The following is a 16,119-nucleotide window of genomic DNA, read 5'->3' as shown; positions in this document are numbered from 1 at the left end:
ATCGGCGTCGATGGTCGGCGAGTTCGTACGCGGCGCGGGTCTACTCCTTCGCGGCATCGGGATGTGGTCCCGCTCGCCGCGGCTGTTCCTGCTGGGGCTGATCCCGGTGGCGGTGACCGCGGCGCTGTTCCTGATCGGGCTGGTGGCGTTGCTGCTCTTCCTGCCCGACCTGGCTGCGGCCGTCACCTGGTTCGCCGCCGACTGGTCGGAGACGGCCCGGGGCACGACCCGGGTGCTGGCCGGGGTGGCGCTGCTGGGGGTCGCCCTGCTGATCGGGATCGTGAGCTTCACGGCGGTGACCCTGACGCTAGGCAGCCCGTTCTATGAGCGGATTTCGCAGCACGTGGAGCGGTCCGTTGGTGAGCTGCCGCCAGAACTCCCGGTCGGGTTCTGGCGTTCACTCGGGCGCAGCGTTACCGATTCGGCCCGGTTGCTCGCGGTCACGATTCCGATCGGCCTGTGCCTGTTCCTGATCGGCTTCCTGCCGGCGGTGGGGCAGCTCGTCGCGCCAGTGCTCGGGGCCCTGATCGGTGGCTGGTTCCTCGCCCTGGAGCTGGTCAGCATCCCGTTTGAGCGGCGCGGGCTGCGGTTGGCCGATCGGCGCCGAGCGCTGCGCAGACTCCGGCCGGCTTCGCTCGGCTTCGGAGCGGCGGTCTTTCTTTGTTTCCTCATACCCGGTGGTGCGATCCTGGTCATGCCCGCGGCGGTGGCCGGCGGGACCCTCCTGGCCCGGCGTGCACTCTCGCCGCCCACTTGAGAGCATGGATAGTCGCAGCACCTGGTCGGCCGGGAAGGGAGCTTGCGGGTGGAAAAAGTAGGGCATGTCGTTGCGCAAGATTCCTCACCACTGAGCCAGGTGCTGGATCCGGGGACCGGATCGTTGCTGGCGATGGCGGGCAGCTCGGTCTGCACCGGGGTGGTGGCCGGGGTGGTGGGCGCTATGGTCCTGTGGCTGGTCCAGCGTCGCGGTGGCGACTGGCGGGCACTGCTCTTCACCGTCGCCGGGGTGCTGGGGTCGTTGCTGCTGCTCGGGCTGCTCCTGCTGGCGATCGCTGGCGCGGTCAGCAACGCCAGCGGCTGACCCGGCCGGCCCGACGGCGGGCCGCCGAGCCGGCCGCGAACGAGGGTGCGGGAGACTACCGGAATGAGAGTCGCTACCTGGAACGTCAACTCGGTCACCGCCCGGCTGCCCCGGCTGCACGAGTGGCTCGACCTGGTCGCGCCGGACGTGCTCTGCCTGCAGGAGACGAAGTGTGCGGCGGAAGCGTTCCCGAGCGACGGCCTCACCGAGCGGGGCTACCAGGTGGCAGCGGTCGGCGACGGTCGGTGGAACGGCGTGGCGATCCTGTCCCGGGTCGGGCTGACCGAGGTGGCACACGGCTTCGCCGGGCAGCCGGGGTACGCCGCCCAACCGGACGGCGACGACCCGGCGCTGCTGAGCGCGCCGCCGGTGGTGGAGGCGCGGGCGGTCGGCGCCGACTGCGGGCAGCTGCGGGTGTGGTCGGTGTACGTACCGAACGGGCGTACCCCGGAGAGCCCGCACTACGCGTACAAACTTGACTGGTTGGCGGCGCTGCGGGCGGCGCTCACCCCCGAACTGACCGGCGATCGGCCGTTCGCGGTGATGGGCGACTTCAACGTGGCACCGGGCGACGAGGATGTCTGGGATCCGGATGCGTTCGTCGGCGCCACCCACGTCACCCCGGCGGAGCGGGAGGAGCTCGCCCGGCTGCGGGCCGCCGGCCTCACCGATGTCCGGCCGCGGGCGATGAAGCACGACACTCCGTTCACCTACTGGGACTACCGGGCGGGGATGTTCCCGAAAAATATGGGCATGCGCATCGACCTGGTCTACGCCAACGCCGCAGCGGCCGCGGCGGTCCGGGATGCGTACGTGGATCGGGACGCCCGCAAGGGCAAAGGCCCCTCTGATCACGCCCCGATCGTGGTGGACCTTGACATCTGACCTCACCCGGGGCGCTCGGCGCGCCGGGTGGCGGGCTCGGCGATAATGGGCGGGATGTTCGACTTTGGATTGGCCGGCTACCAGCCCTGCTGGCTGCGTGGGCGCAACCAGTTGGCGAGCCGGCACGGCCCGCGGTTGCAGGCGCTCGCCGGCCGCCGGCTGACCCGTACCTGGGTGGTGTGGGACGAAACCGCAGACGCCTGGCTGGCGGACTGCCCGGTGGTGCTGGACTTCGACGGCGAGCGGTTGGAGGTCAACCACCAGCAGCGCGACCTGGTGTCGTTGACCTGGAACAGCATCGACCTGCGGCAGACCCCCCGGTGGTCGGTGGCCGACCAGGAACGCAAACTCGGGTGGCGGGGCGACGCGCCCGAAGCCGTCGCCGCGGCCCACGGCCAGCAGGTTGCTGCGGTGGCGCTGCTGGAGTGGACCGGCGAGGATGAGGCCCGTGGCTCAGTCGCGGTCGGGCTTCGGCTCGCCAGCGGCTGGCTGACCGTCTACAACGCGCTCGACGAGAACGGCTTGGCGTTCGGTCCGCTCGACCCGGCGTACCAGCCACCGTCGCCGGGGCTGCTGCGCCGGAGCCGTCCTGGGCCGGCCGGTGCGGCGGCCGGGGAGTCCGCCGGCCGGGAGCGTCGCCGGACCTGCCTGGCCAGCTCGGGGGCCGCCTGGATGTGGAACCGTCGGCCGAGCAGTCCGACCTGACCCGGCCGACCTGACCTGGCCGGCGCCGGAACGCGATAATCGGTGGCTATGACCCTCATCGACGCGCACCTGCACCTGTGGGACCTCTCGGCGGTGGCGTACCCGTGGCTGACGCCGGCGGCCGGGCCGATCTACCGCACTTTCACCCCGGCCGATGTCGAACCGGAGTTGCGAACCGCGGCGGTCGACGGTGTGGTGCTGGTGCAGGCCGCCAACAGCGCCGAGGACACCGAGGCGATGTTGGCAGTGGCCGCCCGGCAACCGTGGGTTGCCGGAGTCGTGGGCTGGGTGCCGCTCACCGAGCCGGCACAAGCCGCGGCGGCCCTCACCCGCTACGCGACGGTGCCGGCCTTCACCGGGGTACGCCATCTGATCCACGACGAGCCGGACCCAGACTGGGTGGTGCAGCCCGCGGTGGTCGAGAGTCTGCGCCTGCTGGCCGAACACGACGTCAGCTTCGACGTGGTCGCGGTGCTGCCGGAACATCTGGCGCACGTCGCCACCCTGGCCCAGGCGGTGCCGGAGCTGCGGCTGGTCATCGACCACCTCGCGAAACCGCCGATCCAGCAACGGGGTTGGCAACCCTGGGCCGATCTGCTGGCGGCGGCCGCGGCACACCCCAATGTGTACGCGAAGATCTCCGGCCTGAACACCGCGGCCGACCCAGCGCGGTGGTCCGCCGCCGACCTGCGCCCGTACGTCGAGCATGCGCTGGCGGTCTTCGGCGCGGACCGGTTGATGTTCGGTAGCGACTGGCCGGTGGCGTTGCTCGCCGGGGATTACCAGCAGGTGCTGCGGGAGACGCTGGCTGCGCTGCAGGGCTGCGATGAGCAGCAGCGGGCGGCGATCCTCGCCGGCACCGCCGCGCGCTGCTACCGGCTGCCGCCGGGGTCCGACGCCGGGTGGGCGTAGCCGCGGTCACCACTGGCTAACCGCGAGCACCTCACCGGTGGTGGCTAGTACCGGGCGGTCGCCCACCGGGGCGGCTAGCTGGATCGTCACCTCGGCGAGCACTAGCTGGTCGGTGCACATGTCGACGCCGGGCTCCGGCGCCGCGAGTCCGCCGACCACGATCACCGCCGCGGTCTCATACCAGACCGGGACGGGTTCGGTGTCGCAGGCGCCCACGCCGACCTGGAAGCCGAGCGTCTCCGCGGTGGGGTCCGCGGCGGTGAGGTGCTGGCCGGTCGCCAGACCGGGCTGGTGCGAATAGTCCACATCGGCCATTCTGGGTGGGTCGGCGAACAGGTCGGCCGGCACCGCCACCCGGGCGAGCGGGTCGGTGACGCCGTCGATCGTGAACAGCCACGCCGGGGCCTCGACGGGGCCCTGGTTGGTGGCGAGCGCTACGGCGCCCAGCCGGGCGTCGGTGACCACCGCCACCGCGCAGAGCGCCGGGCTGCTGACCGAACCGTCCGGGTCGGCTGACCCAGCCGCCCCCGGCCCGGTCGCGGTGGGCTCCGGCGAGGGGTCGGGGCACTCCGGCGCACCGGTGGCGACCTGCGCCCAAGCCTCGGCGGCAGAGTGCAGCGGGACCGGCCTAGTCTCCCCGTCGGGGAGGGTGAGCTCGCCGGCTTCGGGGTCGTTGCCCAGCTCCAGGTCGGTGTCGAGCCAGCCGGCGAAGATCGCCTGCGCGAGCGCCTCATCGGCGACCGCGGGGGTCACCGTCAACGGTTCCAGGGTGACCAGCTCATGGGCCCAGACCTCGGCCGCGGCCGAGGTCGGCCAGGCCTCTGCGAGCTGCGCCGCCCGTCGGTCGAACTCCTCGGCCGCAGCGTCGACCGCGGCCGGCGATCCTGGCGGGTCCGGGGCGTCGGGAGCGGCGCAGCCGGCGGCGAGCAGCGTCACGGGCAGGAGGAGGGCGCCGAACCACGGCCGGACGCCGGGCGAAGAGCGGGGCGCGAAGGTACGCATACCGGGTTGGACGCTGGTTGAACGTCGCTGGCTCCCCGCCGCGCCGAACAGTCTGCGCCCGATCACCCTTCGGAGTAGAGCGCGCTGCCGCGTTGGATCTCTTCCCAGTCGAGGTTCCAGTCGGTCCAGCCGTCGCCGGGCTCAGCGGTCTGGCTGGTGCCGGTGACGATCACCGGGTCACCCCAGGAGTTGGTCAGGTCGAAGAGCCACTCGGCGTTGTCTTCCGACATGTTGATGCAGCCGTGGGTGACGTTCTCGTTGCCAAGCTCCTCACCGGAGCGGACGGTGGCGTGAATGTACTCACCCTGATATGTGAGCCTCATCGCATACTCGATGTCGACGACGTACCCGTCTTCCTCGCCCATGGTCTCGAGGGTGTCGAAGACCGTCTCCGACTCCTTCTCCATGATCACGAAGGTGCCGCTGGAGGAGGGGTAATCATCCCGACCCAGGCTGACCGGAATGGTCCGCTCCACCTCGCCGTCGACCTTGACGGTCATTTCCCGGGTGGCGTCGTCGACCTCCATGATCACCGATCGGCCGACGGTGAGGTTCAGGTTCAGGTCATTTCGCAGGTAATAGTCGTCGCCGAGCGGGAGCCCACCGGCCGCGGCCCGGTAGCTGATCTGGGTGCCGGGCTCCCAGAACTCCATCGGGCGATAATGCAGCTCCGAACCGCGTACCCAGTGCCAACCGCCCGCTTGCGGCGGATCGGTCCGGACGGTGATCCGCCGTTCGATCTCGGCGCGGGCCGCCTCGGGGATGTCCCAGCCCTGGTCGGCGTCGTCCTTGAACTCGATCCGCAGCGGCATACCGACCCCGACTTCGGAGTCTGCTCCTAGGAAGCTGAAGACCCGGATGGTCTGGCTCGGCTCGGCCATGGTGGTGAAGGTGCTGGTCGTGATGGAGTTCTGGCCGTCATCGCCGACCGCGGTGAGGGTCGCGACGTACGTGGTCTGATACTCCAGCTGGCTCTGCGGCAGCCAACTGGTGCCTGACTCGGTGGGCTCGCCTTCGATCGGGTTCCCGTCGAGGTCGGCCAGTTCGACAGTGGCCTCGGTGGCGTGCTCGGTGTCGAAGTGGATCTCCAACGCGGTGGGGACTCCGCTGGTGGCGTCGGCCGGCTCCAGGATCGTCGCGCCGACGTGCGGCCCTTCCTCTGGGTCCCCGCCCTCGCCGTCGCCGTTGCTGGAGCAGCCGCTCAGCACGAGCACGGCCGGCAACAGCACTGCGAGCGCGATCCGCCAGGTCGACCGGCGCCGTGGCGCCGCGTGGAGAATCGTGGGGGTCACTAGCTCCGTCCTCCCGCTACGTTGGTTCCCTATGGTGCCTCACGTCGGGTATGCAGCGCACCTTACTTCCTCAGCGCAAGGTTGACCGGCGTGCTAAAGTGTCAGATGTTGTGCGCGGCTGACGCCCCAAGCGTCGGCAGCACCGTGCGTCGCTAGCTCAATAGGCAGAGCAGCTGGCTCTTAACCAGCGGGTTCGGGGTTCGAGTCCCTGGCGGCGTACCAACCATTCGGAGCGGGCCGAGCGTTCGCGCTCGGCCCGGCCTCTCCGAGTGCGGACCCGCCGAGTGCGGACCCGCCGCAGGTCACGCTCACCGGGTCGACAGTGTGACAGGATGCGCTTGTGATCTTGATGCACAGCTCCAAGACCATGCGCCCGCCGGCGACGGGTGATGCGCCGGCCGGTCAACCGGCCCTGCTGGCGCGAGCGGTCGAGTTGGTGGACTATCTGCGCACACTCTCGACCGAGCAGGTCGCCGAAGTGATGTCCATCTCCACAGAGCTGGCGGCGAAGACCCGACAGCAGTACGCCGAATGGGGTACCGACCCGCAGCGGCAGACCCCGGCGGCGGCCACCTTCGTCGGCGACATCTACAGCGGCCTGCAGATCGACACGTTCGCCGCGGCCGACCGCGCGTACGCGCAGGAGCATCTGCGGATTCTCTCCGGGCTGTATGGCATGGTGCGGCCGTTCGATGGGATCAGCCCATACCGGCTGGAGATGGGGTACCGACTGCCACCGGGGCCTTACCGCAGCCTCTACCGGTTCTGGGGTTCGGCCATCGCCGAGCAGCTGCCCGCGGCCGGCCCGATCGTCAACCTCGCCGCCAACGAGTACAGCAAGGCGGTCCTGCCGCACGTCGACCCCGGCCGGGTGGTCACCCCGAAGTTCCTGACCGTAGACCCGGCGACGCAGAGACCGAAGTTCGTCGTGGTCCACGCCAAGATCGCCCGCGGGGCGTTCGCCCGGTGGCTGGTGGTCAACCGGGTCGCCGAGACCACGGACCGGATGCCGAAGTTCCAGGAGATCGGCTACCGGTACGACGAAACGTTGAGCACCCCGGCCGAGCCGGTCTTCGTCTGCCAGGAGTTCGCCGGCAAAGGGCTCTCGGTCCGGCTCACCTGATCCGGTGCCGCCGGCTCCCTACCAGGGTCGCCCTCACCGCGGCTGGTGGTCTCAGTTGACCTTCTCCGGGTCCCTGCGGCTCAGGTGGTCTTGCTGAAGCGTTTGCTTTGCTTACGCGGCACCTGATTTGCCAATATGGGACCGGTTTGTCGCCGTAGTGGATCACCACTCAACCCACCAAGTAGCAGTCGCGCTCCGGTGGCGCCGCCGCCGGTACTGCTCCGTCTGTGCTAGCAGCTCTCGTAGGCGAGTAGTGGGCCCCGGTCGACTTCCAGTAGTCCAATGTACGGATGGGAGCGTCGGGGTTACCAGATCTGAGTTGCCCGCCCCGGCTCGCCCAGGGTGTACACCCGGTAACCGCCTTGCAGAGCGAGCGGTCGTTGTGGGAACGTGGTCTGGAACCGGAAGTGGTGCCGGTCGCCCGGAAACTGGGTGTCGGCATCGTCCCCTTCGCGCCGCTCGGGCGCGGGTTCCTCACCGGCGCCATCCCCGCCGGCACGAGCTTCGACCCCGATGACCTGCGGGCGAACGATCCCCGTCGGCGGGCGAGAACCTGCTTCGTAACCAGGAGTTGGTGTCGGTGCTGCGCCGGATGGCGGAGTACCGATCGGCTACCCCGGCCCAGATCGCCCTGGCCTGGCTGTTGGCCCAGGGCGACGACGTGGTGCGATTCCGGGTGCTGAGAAAATGACCTATGTGGAGCAGAGTGTTGCGGTGGCCGGCTGCGTCAGGGGAGCTGACCAGCGGAATCCGCCCGATCGCGGTACCGGTGGCGATTGTCTGCTCCCCGCCGTGAACCGCGGTGTACAGTGACCCGTCATCCGGGCGGAAACCACAGGAGTAATCGTGCAGCTCACTGCGCTCTCAGATGATGAGATCTTCGCTGGCCATCAGGGCGGCAAACTGGCCGTGACGTCGACCGTGCCACTGGCCGACCTGCGGGACCTGTCGATCGCGTACACCCCGGGGGTGGCCCGGGTCAGCGAGGCGATCGCGGCCGACCGGTCGCTCGCCGACGCGTACACCTGGACCTCGCACGTGGTGGCGGTGGTGACCGACGGCTCGGCGGTGCTCGGCCTCGGCGACATCGGCCCCCGAGCCGCGTTGCCGGTGATGGAGGGCAAGGCGATCCTGTTCAAGCAGTTCGGCGGGGTCGACGCGGTGCCGATCTGCCTCGACACCAAGGACCCGGACGAGATCGTGGCCGCGGTGACCGCGCTGGCGCCCACCTTCGGCGGGATCAACCTGGAGGACATCTCGGCGCCCCGGTGCTTCGAGATCGAGCGCCGGCTCGACGCGGCGGTGGACATCCCGGTCTTCCACGACGACCAGCACGGCACCGCGATCGTGGTGCTGGCTGCGCTCCGCAACGCGGCGAAGGTGCTGGAGCGCAAACTCGGGGACCTGCGGGTGGTGGTGGTCGGCGCCGGCGCCGCCGGGGTCGCGGTCACCCGGATGCTGATCGCCGGCGGGGTCGACGGTGGTGTCGCCATGGTCTGCGACTCGCAGGGGATCATCCACGGCGGCCGGCCGGAGCTGGCCGGCACCAAGGCCGAGCTGGCCGAGCTCACCAACGTCGAGGTCCGCACCGGCGACGTGGCCGATGCGCTGCGCGGCGCCGACGTGCTGATCGGGGTCTCCGGCGGCTCGATCCCGGAGGCGGCGGTGGCGCAGATGGCCCCCAACGGGATCATCTTCGCGCTCGCCAACCCGACCCCGGAGGTCGACCCGGCGGTGGCCGCCCGCTACGCCGCGGTGCTGGCGACCGGCCGCTCCGACTACCCCAATCAGATCAACAACGTGCTCGCCTTCCCGGGCGTGTTCAAGGGTGCGCTCGCCGCCCGAGCGACCCGGATCACCGAGGGGATGAAGGTGGCGGCGGCGCGGGCCATCGCCGAGGTGGTCGCGGACTCGCTGCGGCCGGACGCGATCGTGCCCAACCCGTTCGACGCGCGCACCGCCGAGGCGGTCGCCGAGGCGGTGGCCGAGGCGGCCCGCGCCGAGGGGGTCCGCCGGCCAGTCGGGTCGGGTCGGGGGCGCCCGGAAGACCGGTGACGAGAAGCCAGCCGGCGGCTACCGTGGCTTTGCGTTCCCCGGCCCACGCGGCCGGGCAGTGAGCGGCGCCCCGCCGCAGCACGGCTGATACTGGAGGCAGCATGACTACCCTCGACCCGGCGACGGTGGCGCCGCTCGGCCCACCCCCACCCTTCGACCCCGAGCTGGCGGCCGGGCTCGCCGCGTTCCGGCAGCAGCAACCCGACCGGCCGACCACCCTCACCCCGGAGCTGATCCCGGTCGTTCGGCGGATCCGGGCGGCCGCCGAGCCGCCGCCCAGCGACGCCGAGCTGAGCTGCGACGGTGCCTTCGAGGTGAGCCACGAGCAGGCACCGGGCCCCGACGGCGGCGAGGTGCCGCTGGTGATCTGCCGGCCCACCGGCAGCGCCGCGCCGGTGCCGGCGATCTACTTCATCCACGGCGGCGGCATGGTGATGGGGGACTACCGCACCGGCCTGCCGACCGGCGCGCTCCGGTGGGCCGCCGAGGTCGGTGCCGCGGTGGTCTCGGTGCAGTACCGGTTGGCGCCCGAACATCCGCATCCGGCGCCGGTGGAGGACTGCTACGCCGGGCTGGCCTGGACCGCCGAGCACACCACGGAGCTCGGCATCGACCCGGCGCGGCTGCTGGTGGCCGGGGTGAGCGCCGGCGGTGGCCTGGCGGCCGCGGTCTCGCTGCTGGCCCGCGACCGGGGCGGGCCGGCGCTGCGGGCCCAGCTGCTGATCTGCCCGATGCTCGACGACCGCAACGACAGCCCGTCGAGCCGGCAGCTGATCGGGGTCGACACCTGGGACCGCGACTCCAACCGGACCGGCTGGGGTGCGTTGCTGGGCGACCGGGCCGGCGGGCCGGATGTGCCGCCCTACGCCGCCCCGGCCCGGGCCGTCGACCTCTCGGGGCTGCCGCCGGCCTTCATCGACGTGGGCTCCTGCGAGACCTTCCGGGACGAGGACGTCGACTTCGCGGTCCGGATCTGGCGGGCCGGGGGTGAGGCGGAGCTGCACGTCTGGCCGGGCGGTTACCACGGCTTCGACAACACCGCTCCCGACGCCGAGGTGTCGCAGGCGGCGCAGGCGGCGCGGTTGCACTGGCTGCGCCGGGTGCTCAACGGTCAGTGACCGGCCACTCGTAGGGCAGATCCGGGGGGACATCCCGAAACAGCTCCCCGTAGTGCGCGGCGTCTTTGCGTAGCAACGCGGACCGGTGGCTGCGGTGCAGTGGTTCCCAGCCCAACCAGGGCGGCAGCTCACCCGTGGCCGCCAGTTCGGCCTGGCTGCGGGCTGGGCGCCCAAACTCCCGTTCGAGGGTGGCGGCGACGGTGTCGGCGCCACCCTCGCTACGCCATCGGGCGCAGATCGTGGTCCCGTAGCAGACCAGCGCTTCCTGGTAACCGGACCACATCTTCGCGGCCGGGTGGTGACGCCAGCCGTACCCGGGCACCGTGATTGCGCGGAGGACCTGCAGCGCCTCGACCCGCTGCTTGCCGAGCCGGCGGCGGTCGAGCACAGCTGCGGTCACCGCGAAGTCCGAATATGGGAGAAATGTCTGCACAACTACCTGGTACGCCGGGGTGACGCGAGCTAAACCCATAGGCATAGTAGGACTGTGAAGCTGAAGCTGGATCTCCACGATGTCTACAACCGGGGCACCGAGATCGACCGAGCGTTGCGGGAGATCATCGACGAGGCGATCCGCACCAAGGCGCCGATGGTCGAGATCATCCCCGGCAAGGGTTCGGGGCAGCTGAAGAAGCGGGTGCTCCGGTTCCTTGAGCAGAAGGAGATCAAGGCGCTCTATCACCGGGTGGAGAAGGACTCCAAAAACTTCGGCCGGCTCTTCGTGCACTTCCGGTGGAAGTAGCGCCGCCTCGCAGGAGTCGCCAGAGCGGGGTATACGGTGAGGATCATGGTCGCGCAGCGCCGATCGTGGGCGTGACCGTTGGTGTTCGCGAGCACGAGGAGGTGCGGTGGCCGAGCAGAACGATGCCCGATCGCAATCACGTCAAAGCAGTGATTCCGGGCCGGAAGAGAAGAGCGGCGGGCAGAAAGACAATGGCGAGACCGCGACGCCGATCGACGAGCTGGTCGTAACCAGGCATACCGTACGGATCGCGGACGGCACTGAGCTCGCCTACACCGCCACCTGCGGCCGAGTGGTGCTCCGCCAGGAAGTGGCCGAGGAGGACAAGTTCCGGGGGCACCGGCCCAAGGCAGAGGTCTTCCTGACCGCGTACACCCTCGACGACGCGGATGCCCGGCAGCGGCCGGTGACCTTCGCCTTCAACGGCGGCCCTGGCTCCTCCAGCGTCTGGCTCCACCTGGGGCTCCTGGGCCCCCGACTGGCCGACAGCGGCGACGTCGAGCAGCTGACCCCACCGCCGTACGGGCTGGTCGACAACCCGCACACCCTGCTCGCCCACTCGGACCTGGTCTTCATCGACCCGGTCTCCACCGGCTACTCGCGGCCCACCGAGGGTGAGAAGGCCAAGGAGTTCCACGGCTACCAGGCCGACCTGGAGTCCGTCGGCGAGGTGATCCGGCTCTGGACCACCCGGCAGCGGCGGTGGCTGTCGCCGAAGTACCTCTGCGGCGAGTCATACGGCACCCTTCGCGCCGCCGGGTTGGCGCGGCACCTGCAACGGACCTACGGCATGAACCTCAACGGCCTCATGCTCGTCTCCACTGTGCTCGACATCGGGCTGCTGCGTGGCAACGGCCACAACGACAACCCGTACGTGATGTTTCTGCCGACCTACGCCGCGGTCGCTCATTACCATGGGCTGCACGGCGACCGGCCGCTGCGGGAGGTGCTCGACGAGGCGGAGGCGTACGCCGAGCGGGAGTATCCCTACATTCTGTCGCGTGGTTCCCGGCTCTCCGCCGAGGAGCGGGCGGCGGCGGTCGGCAAACTCGCCTCGCTCACCGGGCTGTCGGAAGACTATGTAGACCGAGTCGACCTGCGGGTGGAGCACATCCGGTTCTTCACTGAGCTGCTGCGGCACCGGCGGCAGACGGTGGGCCGGCTGGACGCCCGGTTCACCGGCTGGGAGAGCGACTACGGCAAGGAGCACTGGTCCGGCGACCCGTCCCACGAGGCGATCAATGGTGCCTTCACCGCCGCGTTCAACCACTACGTCCGGGATGAGCTTGAGTTCTCATCGGATCTGCCGTACCAGATCCTCTCCTTCGAGGTGAACTCCAGCTGGTCGTACAAGGAGTTCGAGGGCATCTCGGTGAGCGTCGCGGACAAGCTGGCCGAGGCGATGCGCGGCAATCCGCACCTGCGGGTGTATGTGGGTTCGGGGTACTACGACGGGGCGACGCCGTACTTCGCGGCCGACCATACGGTGGCGCACTTGGCGATCCCCGAGCAGCTGCGGGAGAACCTGACCGCGGAGTATTACCCGGCCGGGCACATGATGTATGTGCACGAGCCGAGCCGGATTGAGCAGGCCGCGCACCTCGCCGCCTTCGTCAACCCCCACTGACGCGATCATGGACTTAGGGGCAGGAAACCAAGGGATTCCCGCCCCTAAGTCCATGATCAGCGTGATGGGAGGTCGCCGCGCGGGATGCAGGTGTGCCGGGTCTCGGTCAGGCCGAGCAGGCCAGCAAGTCGAGTCAGCACCGCGCCGCCATCGATCGCGCCGCAGCTGAACAGATCACAGGCGACCAGCTGCTCCTCGGGCCAGGTGTGAATACACAGATGTGACTCGGCGAGCACCATCACCACGGTGATCGCCCCGTTCGGGAAGACCACGTGCCGCTCGCCGAGGACATGCCCGCCGGCCCCGGCCACCGCCGCCCGCATCTCCCGGATCAGCCCGGCCGGGTCGGCGAGGAGACCGCTACCGTCGGCCCGGCCATCCAGCAGGTGCAGAGTCTTCGGGGTGAGGGCGGTCGGCCCGGCCGCTGCGGCTGGTGCCGGCCCGTGGCCAGATAGGAACCGGGCCAGCGAGGCCAGCGAATCCAGCGAACTCAGGCCGAGATCCTCGGCGGCTACGTCCACCCCATACCGTTCGCGCACCGCCGCCAGCAGTTGCACCCCCGTGACCGAGTCGAGCCCGGCACCATCGCGCAGCAGCGGCCGATCGGCCGGCAGCCGGCGCAGCGCTGGCCGGCCGGTAACCTCGGCGAGGAGGTCCCGCAGATCATCGATCACAGTCGGTCACCACCCGGACCCCATCCACCATGGCACGGTGGCGATCGGCGTCGCTGACCGGCCGGACGAACGGCACCGGTGCCCGGGTCGATACCGCATCGGAGACCACCGCGGCGCGGAATCCGGCCCCGACCAGGGCCAGCCGAAGCGGGAGGTTGCGTTCGGTGGCGTGGACCGGGACCCGTAGTTCGGTGGCACCGGCGCGGGCAGCTGCCGCTGCCAACCCGGCAAGCAGCACCTCGATCACCCCGCGCCCGGTCGCCCGGCAGGACATCATCAGCAGCTCCACCTCCCACCGGTCCGGGCCGGCGTCGACGAGCGCCGCGCCGACCGTCCCGTCGTCGCTGAACCGGTCGCGCAGGCCGGCGCAGAAGATCCGGTGCCGGTCCGACCCGAGTCGATCGGCGAAGACCTGGTCGGGTACGGCTGCGGCCCGCGAGTTGAACTGGGAGGTACGCCAGGAGAGCTCGGTGAGCCGGGGAAGGTCGGCCGCGGTCGCTGGCCGCACCGTGACCGTTGTCCGGCACCACCGGCGAAACTCCGCCCGGGACCCCCCGAAGTCCGCGGACGCCGACTGGCGGCGCTGCGCCTCACGGTAGCTCGCTGCCCGCCGCCGGCCCTCCTCCGTCACTACCGGCGGGTTGAACTGGGGCCAACCCAGCGCATCCGGAAAGGCATCCGGCGGCAACACCGTTACCGACGGCTCGACCGCAGCCACCTCGGCCCGCTCATACGGGTCGTCATCGACGAAAGCGACCGTGCCCAGTCCGACCTGGAGCGTCTCCGCGATCCGCCGGACCGCCCCGGACTTCGGCCCGAAGCCGTACTGCGGGCAGAGGAACGGGACCGGCCACGGCACCGACTGTACGGCTGCGGCCGCCAGCTCTGGTGGGTTGCGACTGGCGATACTGTGGATGATGCCGCGGTCGCCGAGGGCTGCGAGCAGGTCGACTACGCCCAGTCGCGGTGTGGGTGATGGGTCGTCCGGCTGCTCCAGCAGCACTCCGGTCAGTAGCGTGCCGTCCAGGTCCCAGACCACGCACTTGATGTCTCCGCTCATGCCGGGTCCGCCCAACTCAACCGGCGACGCACCGTGAGGTGCACCGGTTCGAAGCCGAACGCCCGGTAGAGGGTACGCATCGGCAGGTTGGTCGCGTGTACTCGACCCACCACCTCGGAGATCTCGTTCGACCGGCAGTGATCGAGCACCGCCGCGAGCAGCCGTTCCCCGATGGCCGTACGCTGTGGATGGTCGGCAACCGCCAGCGACCGGAAGTTGCCGTACTCGGCGCCGGTCATGGCGTTCGTCCGCCGGGACAACCAGGCCCAGCCCACGGTGGGGCCAGCCGATTCGGCCGCCACCAGGGTAAGTTCGCCGGGCCGGCCGAGTGCGGCGCTGACCCGCCGGGAGTGCACCGCCGGGTCGGTCACCGCCTCCACGCCGAACGATGCCCGGGCGATCGTCACCTCGAACTCGGCCAGCCACGGCAGGTCGCTGGCGTGCGCCGGCCGGACCCGGAACCCGTCCGGATCACTGTCCGGCAGCGCCATCGCCGACCACCTCCTGCTGTCGCGGCAGCGGCCGGAACCGGTGCGCCCCACAGTGGGGACAGCCCGCCTGCCGTAGGTCGGCGACGACCGGCCAGGTCTGGTCTGGCCCCACCGTCAGCCGAGCCCGGCACCCCAGGCAGCGGTACCAGCGGGGCCGCCGGGAGCCGGTCTGCGCAGTGTAGAGCGGTCCCTGGTGCCGGCCCACGATGCTGGGCCGGGACCCGGCGGTGGTACGAAGGTGGTAAAGGTGGCTGGTGCCGGCCAGCGACCCGGCGCCGTGATACTCGTTGAAGTTCGGGGCCATGGACCGTAGTGCCAGGCCCAGCTCCGCGAAGAGCCGCTGCAGCCGCACCGTCTCGTCCGGTGGCCGGGCCCCGAACGCGAGGAGCACGTGCCGGCCCCCACCCGGGGCGAGCGCCGCTACCGCCCGGGAAAGGAAGAGCTCCGCCCCTGGCGTGGTGTACGGCGGATCGGTTACCACCACGTCGAAGGCGCCGGTCAGTCCGGCGGGCAGCGGGTCGACCAGGTCGTGGTGGATCAGTTCGAGCGTCGGGCCACCGATCGGGGCGTGCCGACCGAGATAGTCGAGCACCCGAGGGTCGACGTCGACCACCGACAGGCGCCGGCTCGCCGCCCCGGTGCGGTGCGCTAGCAGCGCCACCGCCAGCGAGGTCAGATCGTCGTCGCCGAGGAACAGCAACCGCTGGTGGAGCAGCCCGTGCTCGGCCAGGAAAAGCACCCGCCGCAACGCGGTCTCGGCGGTGCAGTGTGCCTGGTCGAGCGTGACCGCCGCGGGTGGGGCGCTGGCGCCAAGGGCGGCCAGCTCCGGTAGCGCGTCGGCGGCGCGAGCCGGGGCCCGGGTGCCGTGGCCGTCGCAGCGGTCGCAGCGGTCCGGGGCCGGCCATGACCCGGGGCCGGCTGCCGGAGCGAGGCACGATCTACCCAGCTCCGTGAGGCGTACCGGTCGGGCTGGGGCGACCAGGCCGCGGCGGCGCAGCTCATTGCAGACGGCGGCGACCACCGGCACCGGGATCTCGACCAGCCGGCTGAGGTCGCGGATGGCGACCGGCTCCCGCCGGCGGATGGTCGCCAGGAGCTCCACCACCCCGGTGGGCCCTTCGGCCAGCTGGGTAGCGGCGGCGACCAGGCCCGCGAGCTGGTCGAGTGGGTCGGTGGTGGAGGGCGGCTGATAGCGGCTGGTGACGGTCATCCGCGCCACCTCGTCCCGGCGGCGTACCAGTGGTGGGGTCGGTGGCTGGTGGTGCCCACGCGTCGCGGCCCGGGCCGGGCAAGGCGACGGTGGGCCTCGAAGAATGGCAGCATTGTGCCGGAGGCCTTTCCTAGGTGAGTTG

At 70.7% G+C, this 16,119-nt stretch carries 17 protein-coding genes, 1 tRNA gene and 1 pseudogene; 12 read left to right on the top strand and 7 right to left on the bottom strand.

Annotated elements, in window-relative coordinates; genetic code table 11:
* Positions 1-10: 10 nt before the first annotated feature.
* From JQS43_RS19620 to JQS43_RS19600, 5 genes are all read left to right on the top strand, one after another.
* Complete coding sequence (locus JQS43_RS19620) at positions 11-757, top strand: EI24 domain-containing protein (protein WP_239675847.1); 747 nt, start codon at positions 11-13, stop codon at positions 755-757.
* A 48-nt stretch (positions 758-805) separates the two neighbouring features.
* Positions 806-1,081, top strand: a complete 276-nt coding sequence (locus JQS43_RS19615; RefSeq protein WP_239675846.1) for a hypothetical protein — start codon at positions 806-808, stop codon at positions 1,079-1,081.
* A gap of 63 nt (positions 1,082-1,144) precedes the next feature.
* Positions 1,145-1,966, top strand: a complete 822-nt coding sequence (locus tag JQS43_RS19610) for an exodeoxyribonuclease III (RefSeq protein ID WP_239675845.1) — start codon at positions 1,145-1,147, stop codon at positions 1,964-1,966.
* 54 nt (positions 1,967-2,020) lie between these two features.
* On the top strand, positions 2,021-2,671 hold the full coding sequence (locus tag JQS43_RS19605) for a hypothetical protein (RefSeq protein WP_239675844.1): 651 nt from the start codon (positions 2,021-2,023) through the stop codon (positions 2,669-2,671).
* A gap of 48 nt (positions 2,672-2,719) precedes the next feature.
* On the top strand, positions 2,720-3,583 hold the full coding sequence (locus JQS43_RS19600; protein ID WP_239675843.1) for an amidohydrolase family protein: 864 nt from the start codon (positions 2,720-2,722) through the stop codon (positions 3,581-3,583).
* 6 nt (positions 3,584-3,589) lie between these two features.
* Here the strand turns inward: JQS43_RS19600 and JQS43_RS19595 are convergent, their stop codons facing one another.
* Entirely contained in the window at positions 3,590-4,585 is a 996-nt protein-coding gene (locus JQS43_RS19595) for a hypothetical protein (RefSeq protein ID WP_239675842.1), read from the bottom strand.
* 62 nt (positions 4,586-4,647) lie between these two features.
* Positions 4,648-5,877, bottom strand: a complete 1,230-nt coding sequence (locus JQS43_RS19590) for a L,D-transpeptidase (protein WP_239675841.1) — start codon at positions 5,875-5,877, stop codon at positions 4,648-4,650.
* Between the two features lie 146 nt (positions 5,878-6,023).
* Here JQS43_RS19590 and JQS43_RS19585 point away from each other — a divergent pair.
* The 5 genes and pseudogenes from JQS43_RS19585 (at position 6,024) to JQS43_RS19570 (ending at position 10,173) form a co-directional block, all read left to right on the top strand.
* A tRNA-Lys gene (locus JQS43_RS19585) sits at positions 6,024-6,099 on the top strand.
* Positions 6,100-6,226: 127 nt separating this feature from the next.
* A complete protein-coding gene (locus JQS43_RS19580; RefSeq protein ID WP_239679502.1) occupies positions 6,227-7,000 on the top strand; it encodes a YaaA family protein in 774 nt (257 codons plus the stop codon).
* A 290-nt stretch (positions 7,001-7,290) separates the two neighbouring features.
* Positions 7,291-7,512: pseudogene (locus JQS43_RS26365) on the top strand (aldo/keto reductase); the annotation flags it as partial.
* 334 nt (positions 7,513-7,846) lie between these two features.
* Complete coding sequence (locus tag JQS43_RS19575) at positions 7,847-9,055, top strand: NAD(P)-dependent malic enzyme (protein WP_239675840.1); 1,209 nt, start codon at positions 7,847-7,849, stop codon at positions 9,053-9,055.
* Between the two features lie 101 nt (positions 9,056-9,156).
* The gene (locus JQS43_RS19570; protein WP_239675839.1) at positions 9,157-10,173 is read left to right on the top strand and encodes an alpha/beta hydrolase; all 1,017 of its coding nucleotides are present in this window, start codon (positions 9,157-9,159) and stop codon (positions 10,171-10,173) included.
* Here JQS43_RS19570 and JQS43_RS19565 read toward each other — a convergent pair.
* The gene (locus tag JQS43_RS19565) at positions 10,160-10,606 is read right to left on the bottom strand and encodes an MSMEG_6728 family protein (protein WP_239675838.1); all 447 of its coding nucleotides are present in this window, start codon (positions 10,604-10,606) and stop codon (positions 10,160-10,162) included. The two genes, JQS43_RS19570 and JQS43_RS19565, sit on opposite strands and share 14 nt — an antisense overlap.
* Positions 10,607-10,660: 54 nt before the next feature.
* Here JQS43_RS19565 and JQS43_RS19560 point away from each other — a divergent pair, with 54 nt between their 5' ends.
* A complete protein-coding gene (locus JQS43_RS19560; RefSeq protein ID WP_239675837.1) occupies positions 10,661-10,915 on the top strand; it encodes a Smr/MutS family protein in 255 nt (84 codons plus the stop codon).
* A 106-nt stretch (positions 10,916-11,021) separates the two neighbouring features.
* Positions 11,022-12,542, top strand: coding sequence for a S10 family peptidase (locus tag JQS43_RS19555; protein ID WP_239675836.1), 1,521 nt, complete (start codon positions 11,022-11,024; stop codon positions 12,540-12,542).
* Between the two features lie 56 nt (positions 12,543-12,598).
* On the opposite strand, the gene JQS43_RS19550 is transcribed toward JQS43_RS19555, so the two are convergent.
* Genes JQS43_RS19550 through JQS43_RS19535 form a run of 4 tightly spaced genes read right to left on the bottom strand, consistent with a single transcriptional unit; the run spans position 12,599 to position 15,977 of the window.
* Entirely contained in the window at positions 12,599-13,216 is a 618-nt protein-coding gene (locus JQS43_RS19550; RefSeq protein WP_239675835.1) for an S-adenosylmethionine decarboxylase, read from the bottom strand.
* Complete coding sequence (locus tag JQS43_RS19545) at positions 13,206-14,276, bottom strand: hypothetical protein (protein WP_239675834.1); 1,071 nt, start codon at positions 14,274-14,276, stop codon at positions 13,206-13,208. The genes JQS43_RS19550 and JQS43_RS19545 overlap by 11 nt, the downstream gene beginning before the upstream one ends.
* On the bottom strand, positions 14,273-14,767 hold the full coding sequence (locus tag JQS43_RS19540) for a GNAT family N-acetyltransferase (RefSeq protein WP_239675833.1): 495 nt from the start codon (positions 14,765-14,767) through the stop codon (positions 14,273-14,275). The genes JQS43_RS19545 and JQS43_RS19540 overlap by 4 nt, the downstream gene beginning before the upstream one ends.
* Positions 14,748-15,977, bottom strand: coding sequence for a bis-aminopropyl spermidine synthase family protein (locus JQS43_RS19535; protein WP_239675832.1), 1,230 nt, complete (start codon positions 15,975-15,977; stop codon positions 14,748-14,750). The genes JQS43_RS19540 and JQS43_RS19535 overlap by 20 nt, the downstream gene beginning before the upstream one ends.
* Positions 15,978-16,119: the final 142 nt, after the last annotated feature.

The organism is Natronosporangium hydrolyticum (assembly GCF_016925615.1).
Lineage (GTDB): Bacteria > Actinomycetota > Actinomycetes > Mycobacteriales > Micromonosporaceae > Natronosporangium > Natronosporangium hydrolyticum.
Note: the sequence above shows the minus strand (reverse complement) of the source record. Positions and strands in the feature narration are given on the sequence as shown.

Excerpts from the sequence above, each read along its gene's own strand:
- JQS43_RS19620 (WP_239675847.1), top strand. The coding sequence starts at position 11 with ATGGTCGGCGAGTTCGTACGCGGCGCGGGTCTACTCCTTCGCGGCATC.
- JQS43_RS19610 (WP_239675845.1), top strand. The coding sequence starts at position 1,145 with ATGAGAGTCGCTACCTGGAACGTCAACTCGGTCACCGCCCGGCTGCCC.
- JQS43_RS19605 (WP_239675844.1), top strand. The coding sequence starts at position 2,021 with ATGTTCGACTTTGGATTGGCCGGCTACCAGCCCTGCTGGCTGCGTGGG.
- JQS43_RS19600 (WP_239675843.1), top strand. The coding sequence starts at position 2,720 with ATGACCCTCATCGACGCGCACCTGCACCTGTGGGACCTCTCGGCGGTG.
- JQS43_RS19595 (WP_239675842.1), bottom strand. The coding sequence starts at position 4,585 with ATGCGTACCTTCGCGCCCCGCTCTTCGCCCGGCGTCCGGCCGTGGTTC.
- JQS43_RS19580 (WP_239679502.1), top strand. The coding sequence starts at position 6,227 with ATGCACAGCTCCAAGACCATGCGCCCGCCGGCGACGGGTGATGCGCCG.
- JQS43_RS19570 (WP_239675839.1), top strand. The coding sequence starts at position 9,157 with ATGACTACCCTCGACCCGGCGACGGTGGCGCCGCTCGGCCCACCCCCA.
- JQS43_RS19545 (WP_239675834.1), bottom strand. The coding sequence starts at position 14,276 with ATGAGCGGAGACATCAAGTGCGTGGTCTGGGACCTGGACGGCACGCTA.
- JQS43_RS19540 (WP_239675833.1), bottom strand. The coding sequence starts at position 14,767 with ATGGCGCTGCCGGACAGTGATCCGGACGGGTTCCGGGTCCGGCCGGCG.
- JQS43_RS19535 (WP_239675832.1), bottom strand. The coding sequence starts at position 15,977 with ATGACCGTCACCAGCCGCTATCAGCCGCCCTCCACCACCGACCCACTC.